This is a genomic window from Mycolicibacterium sp. P4_G11 (genome assembly GCF_056555145.1).
The window spans coordinates 337,096-361,018 of record NZ_JBFUJW010000002.1 but is presented as its reverse complement, the minus strand read 5'-3'; the positions used below and the strand labels follow the sequence as shown (position 1 = coordinate 361,018).

The 23,923-nt window shown below is 69.2% G+C and carries 3 protein-coding genes (1 of these 3 cut by a window edge); 2 read left to right on the top strand and 1 reads right to left on the bottom strand.

The features are described 5' to 3' along the window. Positions 1 to 20,206, top strand: partial view of a non-ribosomal peptide synthase/polyketide synthase gene (locus AC1U2B_RS05415; RefSeq protein WP_480215968.1) — the 3' portion only. Its footprint begins 10,817 nt before the window's first position; only the last 20,206 of its 31,023 coding nucleotides appear in the window; its start codon lies beyond the left edge, outside the window; the stop codon is at positions 20,204 to 20,206. Further along, on the top strand, positions 20,203 to 23,148 hold the full coding sequence (locus AC1U2B_RS05410; RefSeq protein ID WP_480215967.1) for an MMPL/RND family transporter: 2,946 nt from the start codon (positions 20,203 to 20,205) through the stop codon (positions 23,146 to 23,148). Before AC1U2B_RS05415 ends, AC1U2B_RS05410 begins: the two co-directional genes overlap by 4 nt. On the opposite strand, the gene AC1U2B_RS05405 is transcribed toward AC1U2B_RS05410, so the two are convergent. Continuing rightward, positions 23,138 to 23,923, bottom strand: a complete 786-nt coding sequence (locus tag AC1U2B_RS05405) for a GntR family transcriptional regulator (protein ID WP_071286518.1) — start codon at positions 23,921 to 23,923, stop codon at positions 23,138 to 23,140. The genes AC1U2B_RS05410 and AC1U2B_RS05405 overlap by 11 nt on opposite strands.

Below are 23,923 nucleotides of genomic sequence, written 5' to 3'. Positions count from 1 at the left end.
TGCGTTCGACTTCTCGGTGTGGGAGATCTGGGGCGCGCTGCTGCACGGCGGACGGCTCGTGGTGGTGCCCGACGCCGTGGCCCGCTCCGCTGACGACTTCCACGACCTGCTGGTTCGCGAGCGAGTCACGGTACTGACCCAAACGCCCTCTGCCGCAGCGGTGTTGTCCACCGAGGGGCTGGACGCGGCCGCCCTGGTCATCGGCGCCGAGGCCTGCCCGCCCGAGATGGTCGACCGCTGGGCACCGGGCCGCACGATGGTCAACGTCTACGGGCCGACCGAGACGACCATGTGGCTGTGCAAGAGCCTGCCCCTGACCGCGGGCTCCGGCGCACCACCGATCGGTTCGCCCACTGCGGGTGCGGCGTTCTTCGTGCTCGACGAGTCGCTGCGCCCCGTCCCGCCGGGAGTGGTCGGCGAGCTGTACCTCGCTGGGCGTGGCGTCGGTATCGGCTACTGGCGCCGATCTGGCCTGACCGCAACACGTTTCATGGCCTGCCCGTTCGGTGAACCGGGCACCCGCATGTACCGCACCGGAGATCTGGTGTCGTGGCGCCCCGATGGGCAGCTGGACTACTTCGGCCGCGCCGACGAGCAGGTCAAGGTCCGCGGCTACCGCATCGAATTGGGCGATGTCCGTTCGGCATTGGCCGAGCTGCCCGGCGTCGAGCATGCGGCGGTGATCGCCCGCGAAGACCGTCCCGGGGACAAGCGCCTGGTCGGTTACATCGTCGGCACGGCAGACCCGGCCGAGGCGCGCACCGCGCTGGCGCACCGGCTGCCGGGCTACATGGTCCCGGCCGCCGTCATCGGCGTGCCGGCGCTGCCGGTCACCGTCAACGGCAAGCTGGACACCCGGGCGCTGCCGGCTCCGGACTACCAGGACGCCACGCGGTACCGGGCCCCGTCGGGCGCGATCGAGGAAACCCTGACGGCCATCTACGCCGAACTTCTCGGTGTCGAGCGGGTCGGTGTTGACGACTCGTTCTTCGACCTGGGTGGAGACTCGTTGTCCACCATGCGGTTGATCGCCGGGATCAACGCGGCGCTCGACGCAGAGCTGCCGGTGCGGACCGTCTTCGAGGCACCCACTGTGGCTCAGCTCGCTGCGCGGATCGGCGATGGCGCGACGCGGCGCGAGCCGCTGGTGGCGGTCGAGAGGCCGGCCGTCATCCCACTGTCGTTCGCCCAGAACCGGCTGTGGTTCGTCGACCAATTGCAGGGCGCGTCAGCGCTTTACAACATGCCGGTGATGCTGCGGCTGCAGGGTCAGCTCGATCCCGAGGCGCTGCGCGCGGCGCTGGCCGACGTGGTCGACCGGCACGAGAGTCTGCGCACCGTGTTCACCGCGACGGACGGCACGCCGCAGCAGGTGATCGTGCCCGCCGACGAACTCGAGCTCGGCTGGGACGTCATCGATGCCGGTGCCTGGACCGACGCACAACGAGCGGACGCGGTACGCGCCGCCGCGCAGTACGCGTTCGACCTGGCCACCGAAATCCCCGTGCGCGCCAGCCTGTTCCGCCTCGCCGACGATGAACACCTGTTGGTGGCAGTGGTCCATCACATCGCAGCGGACGGCTGGTCGCTGCAGCCACTGGTGACCGACCTGGGCGCGGCATACGTCAGCCGCTGCGCAGGAGAAGCGCCCGGCTGGGCGCCGCTGGCTGTGCAGTACGTCGACTACACGCTGTGGCAGCGCAGGCAACTCGGCGAACTCGACGCTCCCGACAGTGAGGTCGCGGCCCAGCTCGGCTACTGGGCTGACGCCCTGGCCGGCATTCCCGACCGGATCGACCTGCCGACCGACCGCCCGTACCCGGCGGTCGCCGACCTGCACGGTGCCACGATCGAAGTGGACTGGCCCGCCGAGTTGCAGCAGCAGATCGCGCGGGTGGCGCGCGAACACAACGCGACCAGCTTCATGGTGGTGCAGGCCGCGCTGGCGGTCATGCTGGCCAAGCTCAGCGCCAGTTCCGATGTCGCCATCGGCTTTCCGATCGCCGGGCGGCGTGACCCTGCCCTCGACGACCTGGTGGGCTTCTTCGTCAACACCCTGGTGCTGCGTGTCGATCTGACCGGAAACCCGACTGTCGAAGAGCTTTTGGCGCAGGTGCGGGCGCGCAGCCTCGCGGCCTACGAGCACCAGGATGTGCCGTTCGAGGTACTGGTCGAACGCCTGAACCCGGCTCGCTCCCTGTCCCATCATCCACTGGTCCAGGTGATGCTCGGCTGGCAGAACCTGCCGTGGCAGCACGTGGGCAGCACGGGCAACCTCACACTCGGCGACCTGACGGTCACTCCGCTGCCGGTGGAAACCCAGGCGGCGCGCATGGACCTGGCGTTCTCGCTGTCCGAACGATGGAGCGCCACAGGCGAACCCGCCGGCATCGGCGGCATCGTCGAATTCCGCACCGACGTTTTCGATGCGGCGAGCGTCGAAGCGCTGGTGCGCCGGATGCAGGCGGTGCTGGCGGCCATGACCGCCGACCCCAGCCGAGCCCTGTCCACGGTCGATCTGCTGACGCCGCACGAGCGCGCCCGGATCGAGGCGATCGGTCATCGGGATGTCTTGACGCGGACGGTGGTCCAGCCGTCCGTTCCGGAGTTGTTCGCCACCCACGTCCGGCGCGCTCCCGACGCAGTCGCGATCACCGACGCCGGCGCGGCAGTCGCAACTGACGCTCGCACGTCGATGACGTACGCGGAACTGGATGCGGCGTCGAACCGGATGGCCCACCTGCTGACCAGCCACGGTGTCGGACCGGGTTCGGTTGTCGCGCTGCTGCTTTCCCGCTCGACCGACGCCATCGTCGCGATACTGGGCGTGCTCAAGACGGGCGCGGCGTACCTGCCGGTCGACGTGGCGTGGCCGTCGGCGCGGATCGAGTTCGTCCTGGACGACGCCGCCCCGGTCGCGGCGATCACCACCGACCCGGCACTGTTGTCGGGCTTCAGCGGAGCGGTCGTCACCGTCGCCGACGCTGCGGCACAGCCTGATTCAGCGCTGCCGATGCCGAACGCCGACGCGCTGGCCTACGTCATCTACACCTCGGGCACCACCGGTGTGCCCAAGGGCGTCGGGCTCACCCACGCCAATGTGACGCAGCTGCTCGGCACTCTCGATGCGGGCCTGCCGGCCGCCGGGGTGTGGAGCCATGCGCATTCGCTGGCGTTCGACGTGTCGGTGTGGGAGCTCTTCGGCGCGCTGCTGCGCGGTGGCCGGGTAGTGGTGATCGGCGACGATGTGGCCCGTTCGTCGGCGGAGCTGCACCGCACCTTGGTGGCCGAAGGCGTCACCGTCCTGACCCAGACCCCAACAGCGGCAGCGGTGTTGTCTCCAGCGGGACTGGAGTCTGCGGCGCTCGTCGCGGTCGGCGAGGCGTGCTCACCGGAAGTGGTGCAGCGCTGGGCGACCGACGACCGCGTGATGGTCAACGCCTACGGGCCGACCGAGACGACGATGTGCGTCGCGATCAGTGCACCGCTGACGGCCGAGTCGGCGGCGGAATCCGCAGCGGTGCCAATCGGTTCGCCGGTGGGCGGCGCCGCGCTGTTCGTGCTCGATGATTCGTTGCGGCCGGTGCCGCCCGGGGTGATCGGCGAACTGTATGTCGCCGGTACCGGGCTGGGCGTCGGCTATCTGCGCCGTGCCGGACTGAGTGCCTCGCGGTTCGTGGCCTGCCCGTTCGGGGCGCCGGGCCAGCGGATGTACCGCACCGGCGACCTGGTGCGCTGGGGTGCCGACGGACAGCTGACCTATCTCGGCCGCGCTGATGAGCAGGTCAAGATCCGTGGCTACCGCATCGAACTCGGCGATATCCAAACGGCTTTGGCCGTGCTGGACGGTGTGCAGCAGGCCGCGGTGATCGCCCGCGAGGACCGACCCGGGGACAAGCGCCTCGTCGGGTACGTGACCGGGACCGCTGATCCGGCCGCGGTGCGAGCCGAGCTGGCCGGGCGACTCCCGGGTTACATGGTGCCCGCGGCGATTGTGCCGCTGGACCGTTTGCCGTTGACCGCCAACGGCAAGCTGGATACCCGTGCCCTGCCCGCACCCGACTATGCGGTGGGCGAATACCGGGCGCCGGCGACGGCTGTCGAGGAAATCCTGGCCGGCATCTTCTCGAATCTGTTGGGACACAGCCGCGTCGGCGTCGACGAATCGTTCTTCGACCTCGGTGGCGACAGCATCGCCGCGATGCGTCTGATCGCGGCGATCAATGCCGCGCTGGATACCGACCTGGCAGTGCGCACGGTGTTCGAGGCGCCCACCATCGCCGAGCTGGCGCCGCGAATCGGGACGTCCACGCCGCGCCGGGATCCGCTGGTCGCAGGAGAACGGCCCGCGGTCATCCCGTTGTCGTTCGCGCAGAACCGCTTGTGGTTCCTCGAGCAGCTGCAGGGCCCGTCCGCGACGTACAACCTCTCGACGGTGCTGAAGCTCGCCGGGCGATTGGACGCCGAGGCGCTGCGCGCCGCGTTGGTCGACGTGGTGGCCCGGCACGAAGCGCTGCGTACCGTGTTCGTCGCACCGGACGGTGTGCCGCAGCAGGTGGTGCTGCCGGTGTCCCAGGCCGACATCGGTTGGGAGAGCACCGATGCGACCGGTTGGTCGACCGCTCGCCTGGACGACGCCGTGGACACCGCGGCGCGCCACGCCTTCGACGTGTCCGCTGAGATTCCGTTGCGTGCCAGCCTGTTCCGGGTATCCGCGGACGAGCACGTGCTGGTGGCCGCGGTGCACCACATCGCGGCCGATGGCTGGTCGATCACGCCGCTGGCGCGCGACCTCGGCGTTGCCTACGCGAGCCGTTGTGCCGGACAGGCACCGCAGTGGTCCGACCTGCCGGTGCAGTATGTCGACTACACGCTGTGGCAGCGTGCGCAATTCGGCGATCTGCACGACGGCGACAGCCCGATCGCGACGCAGCTCGCCTACTGGCAGGATGCGTTGGCCGGGCTGCCCGAGCGGCTGCAACTGCCGACCGACCGCCCCTACCCGCTTGTGGCCGATCAGCACGGCGCGACCGTCGCCATCGACTGGCCGGCCGAATTGCAGCAGCAGATCGCGCGGGTGGCGCGCGAGCACAACGCCACCGGATTCATGGTGGTGCAGGCCGCGCTCGCCCTGCTGTTGTCCACGGTCAGCGCGAGTTCCGATGTCGCCGTGGGCTTCCCGATCGCGGGCCGCACCGACCCGGCGCTCGACGACCTGGTCGGCTTCTTCGTCAACACCCTGGTGCTGCGCGTCGACCTTACCGGCGATCCGACTTTCACCGACCTGCTCGCGCAGGTACAGCAGCGCAGTCTCGCGGCGTACGAGAACCAGGACGTGCCGTTCGAGGTGCTGGTCGAGCGGCTCAACCCCACGCGCAGCCTGACGCACCACCCGCTGGTGCAGGTCTTGCTGGCGTGGCAGAACCTGCCCGGCCAAGGACAGCACGGTGCCGGCCTGACCCTCGGCGACCTGGAGGTGACGCCGCTCCCGGTGGACACCCAGACCGCCCGCATGGACCTGACGTTCTCGCTCGGCGAGCGCTGGACCGACGACGGTGCGGCGGCCGGCATCGCGGGAACCGTCGAATATCGCACCGACGTCTTCGACGCCGGCAGTATCGAGACGCTCATCGAACGACTGCAGCGGGTACTGGCCGCCGTCAGCGCCGATCCCACAGCGCCGGTGTCCACGGTCGAGATGCTCGACGACGCCGAGCGTGCGCGTATCGATGCCATCGGCAACCGGGCCGCACTGACCCGGCCGGCTGGCGATGCCACGATTCCGGGACTGTTCGCGGCGGTGGTCGCTCGGACCCCGGACGCCGTGGCACTGAGCTGCGACGGCCGCACGCTGACCTACGCGGAACTCGACAATCGCGCCAACCGCTATGCGCACCTGCTCGCTCAACACGGAGCCGGTCCGGGACAGACTGTGGCACTTCTGCTTCCGCGGTCCGCGGAAGCGATCGTGGCGATCCTGGCGGTGCTCAAGACCGGGGCGGCGTACCTGCCGCTCGATCCGGCGCTGCCGGCGTCCCGCGTCGAATTCGTGCTCACGGATGCCATGCCGGTCGCGGTGGTCACCACGGGTGATCTGGCGGACCGGGTCTCCGGCCTGGACGTGGCCGTTGTCGATGTGGATGACCCCGCCGACGCGCAGCCCGACACCGCACTGGCCGGGCCCGCCGCAGACGACGTCGCGTACCTGATCTATACCTCCGGCACCACCGGTGTCCCCAAAGGCGTTGCGGTGACGCACCGTAACGTCACCCAGCTGATCGGCGCCCCGGACTCCGGCCTGCCGGCCGTGGGCGTCTGGAGCCAGTGGCACTCGCTGGCGTTCGACGTCTCGGTGTGGGAGATCTTCGGCGCGCTGCTTCAGGGTGGCCGACTGGTCGTCGTACCCGAGTCCGTCGCGCGGGCACCGGAAGATCTGCACGCGCTGGTGGTGGCCGAGCAGGTCACCGTGCTGAGCCTGACTCCTTCTGCGGCAGGCGCACTTTCGCCCACGGGTCTGGACGGGGTCACGCTCGTCGTCGCAGGCGAGGCATGCCCGACCGAACTGGTCGAGCGCTGGTCTCCGGGCCGCGTCATGATCAACGCGTACGGTCCCACCGAAGCCACCATCTACGCCGCGATCAGCGCGCCCCTGACGCCGGAACAGCCGACGGTGCCGATCGGCTCACCGGTACCGAACGGCTCGACGTTCGTGCTGGACAGCCATTTACAGCCGGTGCCGATCGGCGTCGTCGGTGAGCTGTACCTGGCCGGCGGCGGCATCGCCGCGGGATATCTGCGCCGCGGCGGGCTGACCGGCTCGCGCTTTGTCGCCTGCCCGTTCGGCGGGCCCGGCGCCCGCATGTACCGCACCGGTGACCTCGTGCGCTGGCGCGCCGACGGTCAGCTGGATTACCTGGGCCGAGCCGATGATCAGGTCAAGATTCGCGGCTACCGCATCGAATTGGGCGATATCCAAGCAGCTTTGGCGGACCTCGACGGAGTCGAGCAGGCAGCCGTCGTCGCCCGCGAAGACCGGCCGGGAGACAAGCGGCTGGTCGGCTACCTCACCGGACCGGCCGACCCGGCAGCAGTCCGTACCGCGCTGGCAGATCGGTTGCCGGCGTACATGATTCCGGCCGCCGTGGTCGTAGTGCCGGAGCTGCCGTTGACGGCCAACGGCAAGCTCGACATCCGTGCTCTGCCGGCGCCCGAGTACGCCGCGGGCGACTACCGAGCGCCCGGCAACGCGATCGAAGAGATCCTTGCCGGCATCTACGCCGCGGTGCTCGGCGTCGAGCGCGTGGGCATCGACGACTCGTTCTTCGACCTTGGCGGCGACAGCATTTCGTCGATGCAGGTGATCACGCGGGCGCGCGCGGCAGGACTGACCTGCCGGACCAAGGACCTGTTCGTCGAGCAGACCGTCGCCCGGCTGGCCCGGGTGGTCGAGGTCAGCGAGACCTCAGGCGGGGAATCGGACTCGGGCATCGGGCCACTGCCTGCCACCCCGATCATCGAATGGCTGCGCAGCGTCGACGGCCCCACCGGCGAGTTCAACCAGACCGTGGTGGTGCAGGCACCGGCGGCTGCCACCGAGGCCGACGCGGCATTCCTGTTGCAAGCCTTGCTGGATCGCCACGCCACGCTGCGGATGCGTGTCGAGGAAGACGAAGCCGGTGGCTGGTCGCTGACCACGGCTGAACCAGGCACCGTAGATGCGCGGGAGTGCTTGCACATCGCGGACACCTGGTCCGACGACGCACTGGCCGCGGCTCGCGCGCAGCTGAACCCAACTGCGGGGACGATGCTCGCCGCGCTGTGGGTGGCCGACACCCGGCAGCTCGCGGTGATCATCCACCACCTGGCCGTTGACGCGGTGTCGTGGCGAATCTTGTTGGAAGACCTGAACATCGCGTGGATGCAGCACCGGGCCGGTCAGCCAGTGGCGTTGCCGGCGGGCGGCACGTCCTTCCAGCGCTGGGCGGAAGTCCTCGTCGAGCGTGCCCAGGATCCGAGCGTCGTCGAACACGTCGCCACGTGGCAACAGGTGGCGCAGGCTCCGGCCGTATTGCCGGCTGTGCAGCCCGCGGTCGACACCTTCGCCACCGCGGGACACCTGGCGGCCGAACTGGATGCCGAGACCACCGCGACGCTGCTCGGCGCCGCCCCCGTGGCGTTCCACGCCGGCATCAACGACATCCTGGTGATCGGATTCGCCTTGGCGCTGGCCGAATTCGCCGGTACGCACGGCACGCCGATCGGCATCGACGTCGAGGGACACGGGCGTCAGGAAGAACTCGGCTCCGACGTCGACCTGACCCGGACCGTCGGCTGGTTCACCGCGAAGTCCCCGGTGTCAATCACGCTCGGGGACGTCACCTGGGCGCAGGTGATCACCGGTGACACCGCGCTGGGCGCTCTCATCAAGGACGCCAAGGAGCAGCTCCGCGCGCTGCCGGACCCGCTCACCTACGGGCTGCTGCGCTACCTGAACTCGGATGCGGTTGTGACGGGACCGGATCCGGCCATCGGCTTCAACTACCTCGGGCGCCAGGGCGGTACCGCCGAACTCTCCGAGGAGCTCTGGCGCATCGGGGAAGGCGCGTCCGCCGTGGCAGCGATGGCCATCCCCATGCCGCTCATGCACACCCTGGAACTGGGTGCCGGAACCATCGAAACCCCGGATGGACCACGGCTGCACGCCAATTGGACCTGGGCTCCGTCAGCACTCGATGAGGAACAGGTGACCCGCCTGAGCCGGCTGTGGTTCGAGGCACTGTCCGGCATCTGCGCCCATGTGTCCGACGGTGGGGGAGGACTCACCCCGTCGGACATCGCGCCGGCGCGCCTCAGCCAGCAGCAGCTCGATGAGCTGGAGCAGCATCACGGCGTCGCCGACGTGCTGCCACTCACCCCGGTTCAGCAGGGCCTGCTCTTCCACGCCACCACCGCCCAGGGCGGCGAGGACCTCTATGCCGGACAGCTGGACATCGGGATCACCGGGCAAATCGACGTCGACCGGCTGCACGATGCCGTGCGCGGCGTCATCGCCCGGCACCCGCACCTGGTGGCGAGCTTCCACCCGCGGTTCGGGCAGCCGGTGCAGGTCATCCCGGCCGATCCCGTAACCGCTTGGCACTACCTGGAACTCGATTCCGAAGCCGAGCTGGCAGACATCCGCGCGGCCGAGCGGGCCGCGGTGTGCGACCTGACCACGGGCCCGGTCTTCCGTGCCGCACTGATCCGAGTCGCACCTCACCGCTACCGATTCGTCCTGACGAACCACCACATCGTGCTCGACGGCTGGTCGATGCCGATCCTGCTGGCAGAGATCTTCGCGGGCTATCACGGCCACCGGCTGCCGCCGGCCGCGCCGTACCGCAACTACGTCAGCTGGCTGTCCGACCGGGACCACGACGCGGCCACCGCCGCCTGGGGCGAACTGCTCCGCGGTATCGATACGCCGACGCTGGTCGGACCGACCGGCCGCACGGAGTCGGGACCCCGGTCCGTCGAGACCGTCACGCTGCCCGCGGAAATAGCCACGGCCGTCGGTGAATTGGCACGGTCACAGCACACCACCATCAACACCGTGCTGCAGGCGGCGTACGCGCAGCTGCTGTGCTGGCTGACCGGCAGCCACGACGTGGTGTTCGGCACCACGGTGTCGGGGCGGCCCGCGGAAGTCTCCGGCGTCGAGTCGATGGTCGGCCTGTTCATCAACACCGTGCCGGTCCGCGCCCACCTCACCGCGACGACCACCTCTGCGGCGCTGCTCGATCAACTGCAGGCCGGCTACAACGACACGCTCGACCATCAGCACCTGGCGCTCAATGAGATTCATCGCATCACCGGTCAGGACCAGCTGTTCGACACGCTGTTCGCGTTCGAGAACTACCCAGTCGACACCGCGGCGCTGTCGAGCGACGCCGAGCTGTCCGTCACCGATGTCGCGACTCACGAATCCACGCACTATCCGCTGACCGTGCAGGCGCAGCCCGGTCGTGAACTGACCATCCGTATCGAGTACGACACCACGGTGTTCGGCGCGGCCGACATCGCGGCGATGATCCAGCGGCTGCAGACGGTGCTGGTGGCCATGACCACCGAACCGGGACAACCGGTCTCGGCCATCGCTGCCCTCGAGCCGGACGAGCAGACCACGGTGGATCAGTGGAGTGGGCGGCGTGTGCTGGCGGAACCCGTTGCCGGCGAGACGGTTCCGGGGCTGTTCGCCGAGCAGGTGGCGCGGACACCCGATACCGTGGCACTGACCTACGACGCGTCAGCGTGGACCTATCGGGAACTGGACGAGGCGTCAGACCGGTTGGCGCAGGCGTTGGCCGCCCAGGGCGCGGGCCCGGGACGGGCTGTGGCCCTGGTGTTCCCGCGCTCGGCCGACGCGGTCATGGCGATCCTGGCGGTGCTCAAGACCGGGGCGGCGTACCTGCCGATCGACCCGGCGCTGCCCGCGGACCGCGTCGAGTTCATGTTCGCCGACGCGGCACCGGTGGCAATCGTCACCACCGCGGAACTGGTCGACGAGATCGCCGGCCTCGGCGTGCCAGTGCTGGACGTCGCCGCCGCCGGAGATGGCGAAAACCACGTCACGGCACCACTTTCGGGACCGCGACCCGACGACATCGCGCACATCATCTACACCTCCGGAACCACCGGGCTGCCCAAGGGTGTCGCGGTCACGCACCGCAACGTGACCCAGCTCTTCGCGGGGCTGGACCTCGGATTCGAGCTCGGTCCCGATCAGGTGTGGGCGCAGTTCCACTCCTATTCGTTCGACTTCTCGGTGTGGGAGATCTGGGCAGCCCTGCTGCACGGCGGGCGCCTGGTGGTGGTGCCCGACGCGGTGGTCCGCTCGGCAGATGAGTTCCATGCCTTGCTCGTTCGCGAGCAAGTGACGGTGCTCGCACAGACACCGTCCGCGGTGAGTGTGTTGTCGCCGGAAGGCCTGGAATCGATGGCGCTGCTGATCGGTGCCGAGGCCTGTCCGCCGGAACTGGTGGACCGGTGGGCGCCTGGTCGCGTGATGCGCAATGTCTACGGTCCGACCGAGACGACCATGTGGGTGACCAAGAGCACGCCACTGGCGGCGGGTTCCGGTGCGCCACCGATCGGTTCGCCGGTTCCGGGCGCCGCGCTGTTCGTGCTCGACGCCTGGCTGCGTCCCGTACGCCCCGGCGCGATCGGCGAACTGTACGTCGCGGGCCGCGGCGTCGGCGTCGGCTACTGGGGCCGATCGGAGCTGACCGCAACGCGTTTCATGGCGTGCCCGTTCGGTGCACCGGGGACCCGGATGTACCGGACCGGCGACCTGGCGAGCTGGGGCCCCGACGGGCAGCTGCGGTACCTCGGCCGCGCCGACGAGCAGGTCAAGATTCGCGGGCATCGCATCGAATTGGGCGAAGTGCGTTCGGCGCTGGCCGCCGTCGCCGGCGTCGAGCAGGCGGTGGTGATCACCCGCGAGGACGAGGCCGGCAGCAAGCGCCTGGTGGGTTACGTCGTCGGGTCGGTGGATCCGGCGCAGGTGCGGGCGACGCTGGCTCAGCGCCTGCCCGGCTACATGGTCCCGGCCGCGGTCGTCGGCCTGCCGGAACTGCCGGTCACGGTCAACGGCAAGCTCGACACCCGCGCGCTGCCGGAACCGGAATACGTTGCGGGCGTGTACCGGGCCCCGGGCAGTCTCACCGAGGAGATCCTCGCCGGTGTGTACGCGCAGGTGCTCGGCATCGAGCGGGTCGGTGTCGATGATTCGTTCTTCGATCTCGGCGGAGACTCACTGTCGACGATGCGGCTGGTCGCGGCGATCAATTCCGCATTGGACGTTGATCTTCCGGTCCGCGCGGTGTTCGAGGCACCGACCATCGCGCAGCTGGCTCCGCGCATCGTCGCGGGTGAGCGCGGCCTACAGCCGCTGACCGCGGGCGAACGTCCGGACGTGGTGCCGTTGTCGTTCGCGCAGAACCGGCTGTGGCTGGTCGACCAGGTGCAGGGACCCTCGCCGGTCTACAACATGGCGACGGCGCTGCGGCTGGGCGGAACGCTGGACGTCGATGCGCTCGGCGCCGCGCTGGCCGACGTCGTCGGCCGGCACGAGAGCCTGCGCACGCTGCTCACCGCACCTGACGGCACCCCGCAGCAGGTGGTGATCCCCGCGGCACGTGCCGATTTCGGTTGGGACGTGGTCGACGCGACGGAGTGGTCGACCGGCCGACTGCAGGATGCCCTCGAGGCCACCGCACGCGGCACCTTCGACCTGGCCGTCGATATCCCGTTGCGGGCGCGCCTGTTCCGCGTCGCCGATGACGAGCACGTGTTGGTGGCCGTGGTGCACCACATCGCTGCCGATGGTTGGTCGCTGCGGCCGCTGGTCGCCGATCTGGGTCTGGCCTACGCCAGCCGGTGCGCCGGTCAGGCACCGGACTGGGCGCCGTTGCCGGTGCAGTACATCGACTACACGCTGTGGCAGCGTGCACAATTCGGCCGGCTCGACGACAGCGGTAGCCGGGTGGCCGCGCAGCTGGCGTACTGGGAGGACGCGCTGGCCGGGCTGCCCGAGCGCGTGCAGCTGCCCACGGATCGGCCCTACCCGCTGGTCGCCGACATGGCCGGTGCGACGGTGGCCGTCCAATGGCCGGCCGAGTTGCAGGAGCAGGTGGCCCGGCTGGCCCGGGAGCACAACGCGACGCCCTTCATGGTCGTCCAGGCCGCACTGCTGGCGACGCTCGCGAATGTCAGTACGAATGCTGATGTCGCCGTGGGCTTCCCGATCGCCGGACGGCGTGATCCCGCTCTCGACGATCTCGTCGGCTTCTTCGTCAACACCCTGGTGCTGCGTGCCGACCTGACCGGCGACCCGACGGTCACCGACCTGCTGAACCAGGTCCGGACCCGCAGTCTGGAGGCCTTCGAGCACCAAGACGTGCCGTTCGAGGTGTTGGTGGAGCGGCTCAACCCCGCCCGTAGCCTCACCCACCATCCGCTGGTGCAGGTCATGCTGTCCTGGCAGAACTTCACCGGGCTGACCGATCCGGCCGCCGGTTCGGGGCTGAAGGGTGTCGACGTCACGTCGATCCCCTTGGGTACCCAGTCCGCCCGCATGGATCTGACCTTCTCGTTGTCCGAACGCTGGACTGCGACAGGGCAACCCGCCGGTATCGGCGGCGAGGTCGAGTTCCGGACCGACGTGTTCGACGCCGAAACCGTTGCGGCCCTGATCAACCGGATGGAGTTGCTGCTGGCGGCGATGACCGCCGACCCGCAGCGGCCGCTGTCGTCGGTGAGTCTGGTCGACGACGCCGAACAGGCGCACCTCGACACGCTCGGCCACCGCGCGGTGCTCACCGCGCCGGCCGCAGCATCCGGGTCCATCCCGGATTTGTTCGCCGCTCAGGTCGCCCGCACCCCGAACGCCGGGGCGCTCACCTGGCAGGGCCGGACCCTGACGTACGCGGAGCTGGATGCGGCGGCAAATCGGTTGGCGCACCGGTTGATCGGGCATGGCGCGGGCCCCGGCCAGACCGTGGCATTGCTGTGCCACCGGTCGGCCGAAGCCATCGTCTCGATCCTGGCGGTGCTCAAGGCCGGGGCGGCCTACCTGCCGATCGACCCTGCGCTGCCGTCGGCGCGCATCGATTTCATGCTCGACGACGCCATGCCGGTCGCCGCCGTCACCACCGGTGATCTGGCCGCGCGGCTGGCCGGGTTCGGCCGACCGGTCATCGACATGGCCGACGCCGACATCGAAAACCTGCCCACCACAACGCCTCCCGCGCCCGATTCGAATGACGTCGCTTACCTGATCTACACCTCCGGCACCACCGGCGTGCCGAAGGGCGTCGCCATCACGCACCGCAACGTCGTCGGACTGCTGGGGCAGCTGCGCGACCAACTACCGACGTCCCGCGTCTGGAGCCAGTGGCACTCGCTGGCCTTCGACGTCTCGGTGTGGGAGATCTTCGGAGCCCTCCTGCACGGCGGACGCCTGGTCGTGGTGTCCGAGACGGTGGCCCGGTCGCCCGAGGAACTGCACGATCTCCTGGTGGCCGAGGGCGTCACGATGCTGACCCAAACTCCCTCCGCCGCAATGATGTTGTCTGCGCACGGGCTGGAGTCGACGTCGTTGGTGGTGGCGGGCGAGGCGTGCCCACCCGAACTCGTCGACCGCTGGGCGACCGACAGCAACAACACGGGCCGCGTCATGATCAACGCCTACGGCCCGACCGAGGCCACGATCTACGCGGCAGTCAGTGCGCCGCTCACGTCGGGGTCGCCCACCGTGCCGATCGGCACCCCGGCCTCGGGTGCGGCAGCTTTCGTCCTGGACGAGCGGTTGCGCCCGGTGCCGGTCGGTGTGGTCGGTGAGCTGTACGTGGCCGGCTCGGGTGTCGCCGTGGGCTACGTGCGGCGCGGAGGATTGACCGCCTCACGCTTCCTGGCGTGCCCGTTCGGCGCACCGGGACAACGCATGTACCGGACCGGTGACCTGGTCCGGTGGGGCAGCGATGGTCAGCTGCAGTACCTGGGCCGTGCCGACGAGCAGGTCAAGATTCGCGGCTACCGCATCGAATTGGGCGACGTGCAAACGGCATTGGCCGGCCTGGACGGCGTCCGGCAGGCCGCGGTGATCGTGCGCGAGGACCGCCCCGGAGACAAGCGATTGGTCGGCTACATCACCGGCACCGCGGACCCGGCCGAGGCGCGGACTGCGGTGGCCAAACACCTTCCGCCGTACATGGTTCCGGCCGCCGTGGTGGCACTGGCGACGCTGCCGCTGACCCCCAACGGCAAGTTGGACCGGCGGGCACTGCCCGCTCCGACCTACGGCAACGTCGACCAGTACCGAGCGCCGGGCACGCCGGTCGAGGAGACGCTGGCCGCGGTCTACGCCGACGTCCTCGGCGTCGAGCGGGTCGGTGTGGACGATTCGTTCTTCGAGCTGGGCGGCGACAGCATCATGTCGATGCAGGTGGTGGCCCGGGCGCGGGCTGCCGGCCTGACCTGCCGGCCGCGCGACGTCTTCGTCGAGCAGACGGTGGCCCGGCTGGCGTTGGTCGTCGGGACCGTCAGCGACACAGCCGATGTCATCGACGACGGCGTGGGGCCGGTGGTGGCGACGCCGATCATGCGGTGGCTGGCCGGCGTGGACGGCCCGACCGGCCAGTTCAACCAGACCATGGTGGTGCAGGCCCCGGCGGGCGTCACCGAGACCGACGTCGCGATGCTGTTGCAGGCCTTGATGGATCGGCACGCGATGCTGCGCCTGCAGGCCGACGCGAGCTGGACGCTGCAGGTGCCCGAAGTGGGAGCGGTCGATGCCACGGATTACCTGCGCACGGTCGACGAGCTGACCGAGGACGCCGTGGTCGCAGCGCGGTCGCGGTTGAACCCGGCGGCCGGCGTGATGCTGAGCGCGCTGTGGGTGGCGCCGGCGCGTCAGCTGGTGCTGATCATCCACCACCTGGCGGTCGACGGGGTGTCGTGGCGAATCCTGTTGGAGGACTTGAACGTCGCCTGGCTGCAGTCTCGTGCGGGCCAGCCGATCGAGATTCCGGCGAACGGCACCTCGTTCCAGCGCTGGGCGCAGGTGCTTGTCGAACACGCCGCCGCGCCTGAGGTGGTTGCCCAGGCGGAGGCCTGGCGACAGGTGGCGGCGACGCCGGCGCTACTGCCGGCCGTTCAGCCGGAGCGGGATACGTTCGCCACGGCCGGGCAGTTGTCGGTCACGCTGGACGATGTCGACACCGTGCAGACGCTGCTGCGCGAGGCCCCGGCGGCGTTCCATACCGGCATCAACGACGTGCTGCTGATCGGATTCGCCTTGGCCGTGGCCGAATTCGTGGGCGGCGGCCGCACCATCGGCATCGACGTGGAGGGTCACGGACGCCACGACGACATCGCCGATCAGCTGGACCTGTCACGCACCGTCGGCTGGTTCACCACCAAGTACCCGGTGGCCGTCACAGTCGGTGACGTGTCATGGGCGCAGGTGACATCCGGTGACGCCGCGCTGGCCGCGGTGCTCAAGAACGCCAAGGAGCAACTGCGGGCCCTGCCCGATGGGCTGACCTACGGTCTGCTGCGATACCTCAACGACGCCGTCGATCTCGAAACAGCCGATCCGGCAATCGGATTCAACTACCTCGGCCGACTCGGCGGTGGGTCCGAGCTGTCCGACGAGCTGTGGCAGGTCGGCCGGGACAGCTCGGCAGCAGCCGAGGTCACCGGCACGGCGACCGCGGTACCGATGCCACTGATGCACACCGTGGAGCTCAACGCGGGCACCGTGGACACCGAAGCCGGCCCGCAGCTGCATGCCAATTGGACGTGGGCGCCATCGGCGCTGGACGGCGAGCAGGTCGAGCGGCTGAGCCGGTTGTGGTTCGACGCGCTGAGAGGTATCTGCGCACTGGTCCGCTCCGGTGGCGGTGGTCTGACGCCGTCGGATATCGCACCGGCGCTGCTGGACCAGCGGCAGATCGACGAGCTCGAGCGTGAGTACCCGGTTGCCGACATCCTGCCGGTGACCCCGCTGCAACAGGGATTGCTGTTCCACGCCGCGCAGTCCGGTGCGGACGCCGATCTGTATGCGGTGCAGCTGGACCTGACCCTGGCCGGACCGCTCGACCCCGACCGGCTGCGGGATGCCGTGCAGATGGTGGCCGAACGGCACCCGAACCTCGCCGCCCGCTTCCACCCCGGACTCGATGTGCAGGTCATCCCGACGTCGCCGGAAATCGCCTGGCAGGTCATCGATCTGACCGCGGCGGTCGGTGCAGATGCCGAGGTGACGCGTGTCCGCGCCACCGAACGTACGGCCGTCTGCGAGCTGGTCGACCAGCCGGCGTTCCGGGTGGCGTTGATCCGCACCGGAGAACACCGGCACCGGCTGGTGCTGACCAACCACCATGTCGTGATGGATGGCTGGTCGTTGCCGATCCTGCTGCGCGAGATCTTCGCCGGCTATCACGGGTACCGACTGCCCGCCGCAGTGCCGTACCGCCGCTTCGTCACGTGGCTGGCCGAGCGGGACCTCGATGCCGCACGCACCGCCTGGGCCGAGGTGCTGGCCGGCGTCGACGACCCGACGCTGGTCGCGCCACGCACCGCAGCAGGTGCCCGCGGCGTGAAATCCGTTGCGCTGTCGGCCCAAACCACCCAGGCCGTCGGAGAGCTGGCACGCTCGCGTCACACCACCGTCAACGTCGTCTTGCAGGGCGCCTACGCACAACTGCTCATGCAGCTGACGGGCCGGCACGACGTGGTGTTCGGCACCGCCGTCTCCGGTCGTCCCACCGACGTGGCCGGGGCGGACGCGATGGTCGGTCTGATGATCAACACCGTGCCCGTGCGGGCCGCGGCCACCGCGACCACCACCGCCGCGGACCTGCTCGACCAGTTGCAGGGTGCGCACAACCGGACCCTCGATCATCAGCATCTGGCGCTGGCCGAGATGCACCGAATCACCGGTCAGGACAGGCTCTTCGACACTTTGTTCGCGTACGAGAACTACCCGCTGGGCGCCGCTGCGTCAGGCGGCGTCGGCGAGCTGACCATCACCGAATTCAGCAGCCATGAGCAGAATCACTACCCGCTGACCGTGCAGGCCATGCCGGGCGAGGAACTGGGCCTGCGCGTCGAGTACGACACCGAGGTGTTCGACGCGGCCGCCATCGACGCGCTGGTCGAACGATTCGAGCGGGTGCTCGTGGCCATGGCCACTGAGCCCACCCAACGCCTGTCGTCGGTCGATCTGCTTGCTGCCGAAGAGCACTCACAGCTGGATCAGGTTGGCAACCGTGCCGCCGCGGTCGATTCGGTTGCACCGGCTTCGATCCCGGAGCTGTTCGCCGCCCAGGTCGACCGGACACCGGACGCTGTCGCGGTCACCTCCGCAGGGCGCTCGCTGACCTACCGCGACCTCGACGAGGCCTCGAACCGGTTGGCGCACCGGCTGATCGGCCACGGCGCGGGCGCCGGCCAGTCGGTGGCGGTGCTGTTCGGCCGGTCGATCGACGCGGTCGTGGCGATCGTCGCGGTCCTCAAGACCGGGGCGGCCTACCTGCCGATCGATCCGGCGCTGCCCGCGGAGCGCCTCGCGTTCCTGCTGTCCGACGCGGCACCGAGCGTTGCCGTGACCACGGCGGACCTGGCCGGCCGATTTGACGGCTTCGACGGTCCCGTCCTCGTCGACGACGCGGCCGAAAATCTTTCCGCCACACGACTTCCGCTGCCGGACGCCGACAGTGTCGCGTACCTGATCTACACCTCCGGCACGACCGGCGTGCCGAAGGGTGTCGCGGTGGCGCACGGGAACGTGGTCCGGCAGTTCGGGGTTCCGCTCGCGGGCCTGCCCGCCGACCCGGTGTGGACGCAGTGCCACTCCTACGCGTTCGACTTCTCGGTGTGGGAGCTCTGGGGCGCGCTGCTGCACGGCGGCCGCCTGGTGATCGTGCCGGAGTCGGTGACTGCCGCAGCGGATGAGTTCCAGCAACTGCTCGTGGCTGAACACGTCAATGTGCTCACCCAAACCCCCTCCGCGGCAGGTGCGTTGGTGCCCGAGGAGTTTGCGCCGCTGGCGTTGCTACTCGGCGGCGAGGCGTGCCCGGTCGAGTTGATCAACCGGTGGGCAGCGTGCGGGCACTCAGTCGTCAACGCCTACGGTCCCACCGAGACCACGGTGTACGCGGCGATGACGGGAATCCTCACGCCGGGAACAGGTTCGGTGCCCATCGGTGCGCCGGTGCCCGGCACGGCGTTGTTCGTGCTGGACGGCTGGTTGCGCCCCGTACCCGCGGGCGTCGTCGGTGAGTTGTACGTCGCGGGCGACGGCGTCAGCGTCGGCTACGCCGGCCGATCGGCGCTGACCGCCGGCCGCTTCGTGGCCTGCCCGTTCAGCGGCGCGGGCGAGCGGATGTACCGGACCGGGGACCTGGTGCGGTGGGACACCGACGGCCTATTGCACTACGTCGGCCGCGCCGATGAGCAGGTCAAGATTCGCGGCTTCCGCATCGAACTCGGCGAAGTACAAACGGCTTTGGCGAGCCTCGACGGCGTGGAGCAGGCGGCGGTGATCGCCCGCGAGGACCGCAGCGGCGACAAGCGTCTCGTCGGGTACGTCACCGGGACGGCCGATCCCGCGGCGTTGCGCACCCAGCTGGCCGAGCACTTGCCGGCCCACGCTGTCCCTGCCGCCATCGTCGTGCTGTCCGCGCTGCCGGTGACGACCAACGGCAAGCTCGACGTCCGCGCGCTACCGGCGCCGGAATACCGGGCCGGCACCTACCGCGCGCCGGGCACTGCTACCGAGGCAGCGCTGGCCGCCAGCTACGGCGCGGTGCTCGGCGTCGAGCGCGTCGGTGTTGATGAGTCGTTCTTCGACCTTGGCGGCGACAGCATCTCGGCCATGCACCTGGTCGCGGCGGTCCGCGCGGACCTCGGCATCGAGCTGTCGGTGTCGGCCGTGTTCGAGACGCCCACCGTGCATGAACTGAGCGTGCGGCTGGCTGCGAGCTCCATGGACAGTGCGGCCGTACCCGAGATCGCTCCGATGCAGGTACTCAAGACCGGTACGGGCGTCCCACTGTTCTGCCTGCATGCGGTCAGCGGCGTCAGCTGGCCTTACCAGGTGCTCGGCGGCTACGTCGACGCCCCGATCATCGGCATCCAGCAACCCGCCACCGACCAACCGCGGTCCATCGGCGAGATGGCAGCGACGTACGCCGACCGGATTCAGGCCGAGCAGCCGTCGGGCCAGTACCACCTGCTCGGCTGGTCGTTCGGCGGTGTGGTGGCGCACGCGGTCGCGGTCGAGCTGCAGCGGCGCGGTGCCGTGGTCGCCCGGCTCGTACTGCTCGACGCCGAGCCGAGCCTGCGTGTGGCCAACCAGGCCGTCGACCGGGACCAGCTCATCGGTGTTGTGGACGACGGGCTGCTGGACCTGCTGGTGCACAACTTCGACACCAACGTGGCGCTGTACCGGGAGCACGAGGCCGGGCAGTTCCACGGTGATGTCGTGGTGGTCGCGGCCGTCCGGGACGACGCTGATCGCGGCACGTTCCTCGAGCAGAGCTGGCGCGGGCGGGTGATCGGCGACGTTGCCGTGCACGCGGTGGCGTGCGGCCACCATGAGATGCTGACCGTCGAAGCGCTTGCCGAGTACGGCGAGCATCTGGGCGGTGAGGCAACGTGAAGGTTCGGTCGGGCATGGGTGTGTTCACCGGGGCTTTCGAGCTGCTGGCGCGGCTGGTGCTGCGCCGGCCGTGGGCGGTGATCGGCGCCTGGCTGCTGCTCGTCGTGGCGCTGTCGGTGACCGTGCCGCCGTTGATGAAGCTGGCGAGCGACCGCAACCAGGAATTGCTGCCGGCCAACTCCGCGGTGATGGCGGCGACCCGGGACATGACGTCCGCGTTCCACGAACCCGGGATTCAGAACATCGCCCTGGTGGTGCTCACCGACGAGAGCGGGCTGACCAAAGCCGACGAAGACGTCTACCGCACCCTGGTCGACAGTCTGCATCGCGATACGCACGACGTCGTTATGGTGCAGGACTTCATCTCCCAGCCGCCGATGCGAGAGGTGTTGGCCAGCAAGGACAACAAGGCGTGGTTCATCCCCGTCGGCATCCGGGGCGAGCTCGGCTCACCGGAATCCAGTGAGGCGTACAAGCGCGTCGTCGGCATCGTCGACCACACCGTCGCGGGCTCCACCCTGACGGTCCACATGACGGGACTGACCGCCACTGTCGCCGAACGAGAACAACTCGGGTTGCGCGACCTGCGGGTCATCGAGACCGCCACGATCGTCATGGTGCTGCTGATTCTCTTTGTGGTGTACCGCAATATCGTCACCATCCTGGTGCCGCTGGCGACCATCACGCTGTCGCAGGCCGCCGCGACGCAGGGGGTGGCGGCCCTGGCGACCTGGGGCCTGCCCATCTCGCAGCAGACCGTCGTCTTCATGAGCGCCATGATGATCGGCGCCGGTGTGGACTACGCCGTCTTCCTGATCAGCCGCTACCACGAATACCTCAGGCAGGGACTGACTTCCGACGAGGCCGTCGCACGGGCGCTGACCGCCATCGGCAAGGTGATCGCGGCGTCCGCGGCCACCGTCGCGGTGACGTTCCTTGGCATGAGCTTCACCACCCTCAAGGTGTTCTCGACCACCGGGCCGGCGCTGGCCGTCACGATCGCGGTGGCGTTCCTGTCGTCGATCACGCTGTTGCCGGCGATCCTGACGCTGGTGGGACGGCGCGGCTGGGCTAGGCCGAGGAAAGAACTGACCAGCCGCTTCTGGCACCGGTCCGGGATCAACATCGTGCGGCGCCCGGTCGTGCATCTGGTCGGCAGCCTTGTGGTGCTGATCGCGCTGGCCGCCGGCGTGGCCTGGCTGCACACCAGCTACGACGCGCGCACCGCGCTGCCGGCCTCGGCCGAGAGCAACATCGGCATGGCCGCGATCGAACAGCATTTCCCGGCGAGTGTGACTGCACCGCAATACCTTTTCGTCCAGTCCCCGCATGATCTGCGGACCACCAAGGGGCTCGCCGACCTCGAACAGATGGCGCAGCGCGTCGCGCAGCTGCCCGATATCGCCGCGGTCCGCGGTGTCACCCGGCCGACCGGCGCCCCGCTGGAACAGGCCACGCTGAGCTTCCAGGCCGGCGAGATCGGCAACAAGCTCGCGGAGGCGACCAACAAGATCAACGGCAGCGTCGATCAACGACAGGCTCTGGTCGGCGGGGCCGGCAAGCTCGCCGACAGCCTGGCCACCGTGCGCGCCCAACTGACCAAGACCATGGGCGTGCTCGACAACCTGAACAAGAGCATGGCGAGCATCAAGGACCAGCTCGAGAGCTCGCAGGAATTCCAGGACGCGCAGCGGGAGATGGATGCCGTGCGCAATTCCGGCGACGTGCCGAACATCCCACCCAGGTCGGGCAGCCAGAACTTCCAGGACATGGTCGCGATGGCCGATGCCCTGCTGGCGCAGCGGAAGGACAACCCCGGCTGCGACAACGATCCGGATTGTGCGGGCCAGCGCGACCAGCTGCAGCGGCTGTCCGACGGCCTGCACAAGATGCAGCCCTCGTTGGACTCGGCGGCCAAAGCCCTTCGCTCCCTTGGCGGGAGCGGCGGGAGCGGTGCGAGCAGTAGCCCGGGTGGGATGAAGCAGAACATGGCGGCCCTGCAGGAGGGCGCCAACGCGCTGGCCGAGGGCAGCCGGAAGATCGCCGAAGGGCTGCGGGTCCTCGACGACCAGACCAAGCAATTGGGCGAGGGTCTGTCGCACGCCTCTGCGTTCCTGCTCGCGATGAAGCTGCACGCATCCGAGCCGGGCGCGGCGGGCTTCTACATCTCGCCGGAAATCCTGGGCAACGACAAATTCAAAGACCTGGCACGGGTTTTCATGTCGCCGGACGGGCATTCGGCGCGGTACCTGGTCGAGTCGACGCTGAACCCGTACGACACCAAGGCCATGGATCAGGTCAAGGCGATCCTCGCCGCCGCGCAAGGCTCGCAGGCGAATACGTCGCTCGCCGACGCGAAGATCGCGATGTCGGGCATGACCCCGTACTACGCGGAGCTGCGGGACTACTTCAACAAGGACCTGCGGTACATCGTGCTGATGACCGTCATCGTGGTCTTCCTGATTCTGGTATTGCTGCTGCGCGCCATCGTCGCACCGCTGTACCTCGTTGGCACCGTGATCCTTTCGTGCCTGTCGTCGCTCGGCATCGGGGTGATCGTGCTGCAGATCTTCGGCGGCCAGCCGATGGCGGCGAGCACACCGGGCATGGCGTTCATCGTGCTGGTGGCCGTCGGCGCGGACTACAACATGCTGCTGATCTCCCGTATCCGCGACGAATCCCCGAATGGCATCCGCTCGGGCGTCATCCGCACCGTCCGGAGCACCGGCAGCGTGATCACCTCTGCCGGAATGATTTTCGCCGCACCCATGTTCGCCATGCTGTTCAGCAGCATCGGCTCGATGGTGCAGGGCGGCTTCATCATCGGCGTCGGCCTGCTGATCGACACCCTGATCGTACGCACCGTCACCGTGCCGGCACTGGCCGTCCTGGTCGGCAAGTACAACTGGTGGCCGTCGCGCCGGACGGCTGCTACGCCGTAACGGTGAGCTCGACGCGGCCGTCGGTGCCGAGGGTTTCGCGTTCGGCCGTCACCGTCGTCTTGGCGACCAGCCGGACGCGGTCCGCCCGGAACAGGTCCTCGGAGTACTCGAACGCCTGACCGTCGGCGTCGCTGGTGACGCGCGTCATCGCCAACAGGGGAGTACGCGTGGGGATTTCGAGCCACGCGGCCTCACGCGGATTGGCGCTGACGACCTCGATGCTCTCGACCGACGATGCCGGGGCCAGGTTGTAACGGACCGCCAGAATGTCGTAGATCGAGCCACCGAGGGGCTGCTCCAGCAGGTCGGGCACCCGTTCGGCGAGCAGGTGCGCGCAGTCGACCGACAGCGGGAAACCGTCGGCGTACCGCAGCCGCTGCACGACGACGAGTTCGGTGTCGGGCTTGACGCCCAGGCGCTGTGCCTCGGTGGCGGTGGCACCGCGCAACGCCGTGGCGAGCACCCGGCTGCGGGTGGTGGAATGTCCGCCCTGCTTGAGCCGGTTCGGCAGGCCGGACAGTTCGGCGACATTGCGTTCGACGAGCACGGTCTTGATGAAGGTGCCGCCCGCGCGGCCGCCCCGTCGTTCCAGGATTCCGGCACGGCTCAGGGGAACCAGGGCACTGCGCAGCGTTGCACGGGACACGGCGAACCGCTCGGCCATCTCGCGTTCGGAGCCGAGGCGATCACCGGGCCGGAGGGCACCGGCATCGAGCATGCTGACGATACGGCGCCGCACATCCTCGGCGACCGGGCCGCCCTCGGACTCGTCCAT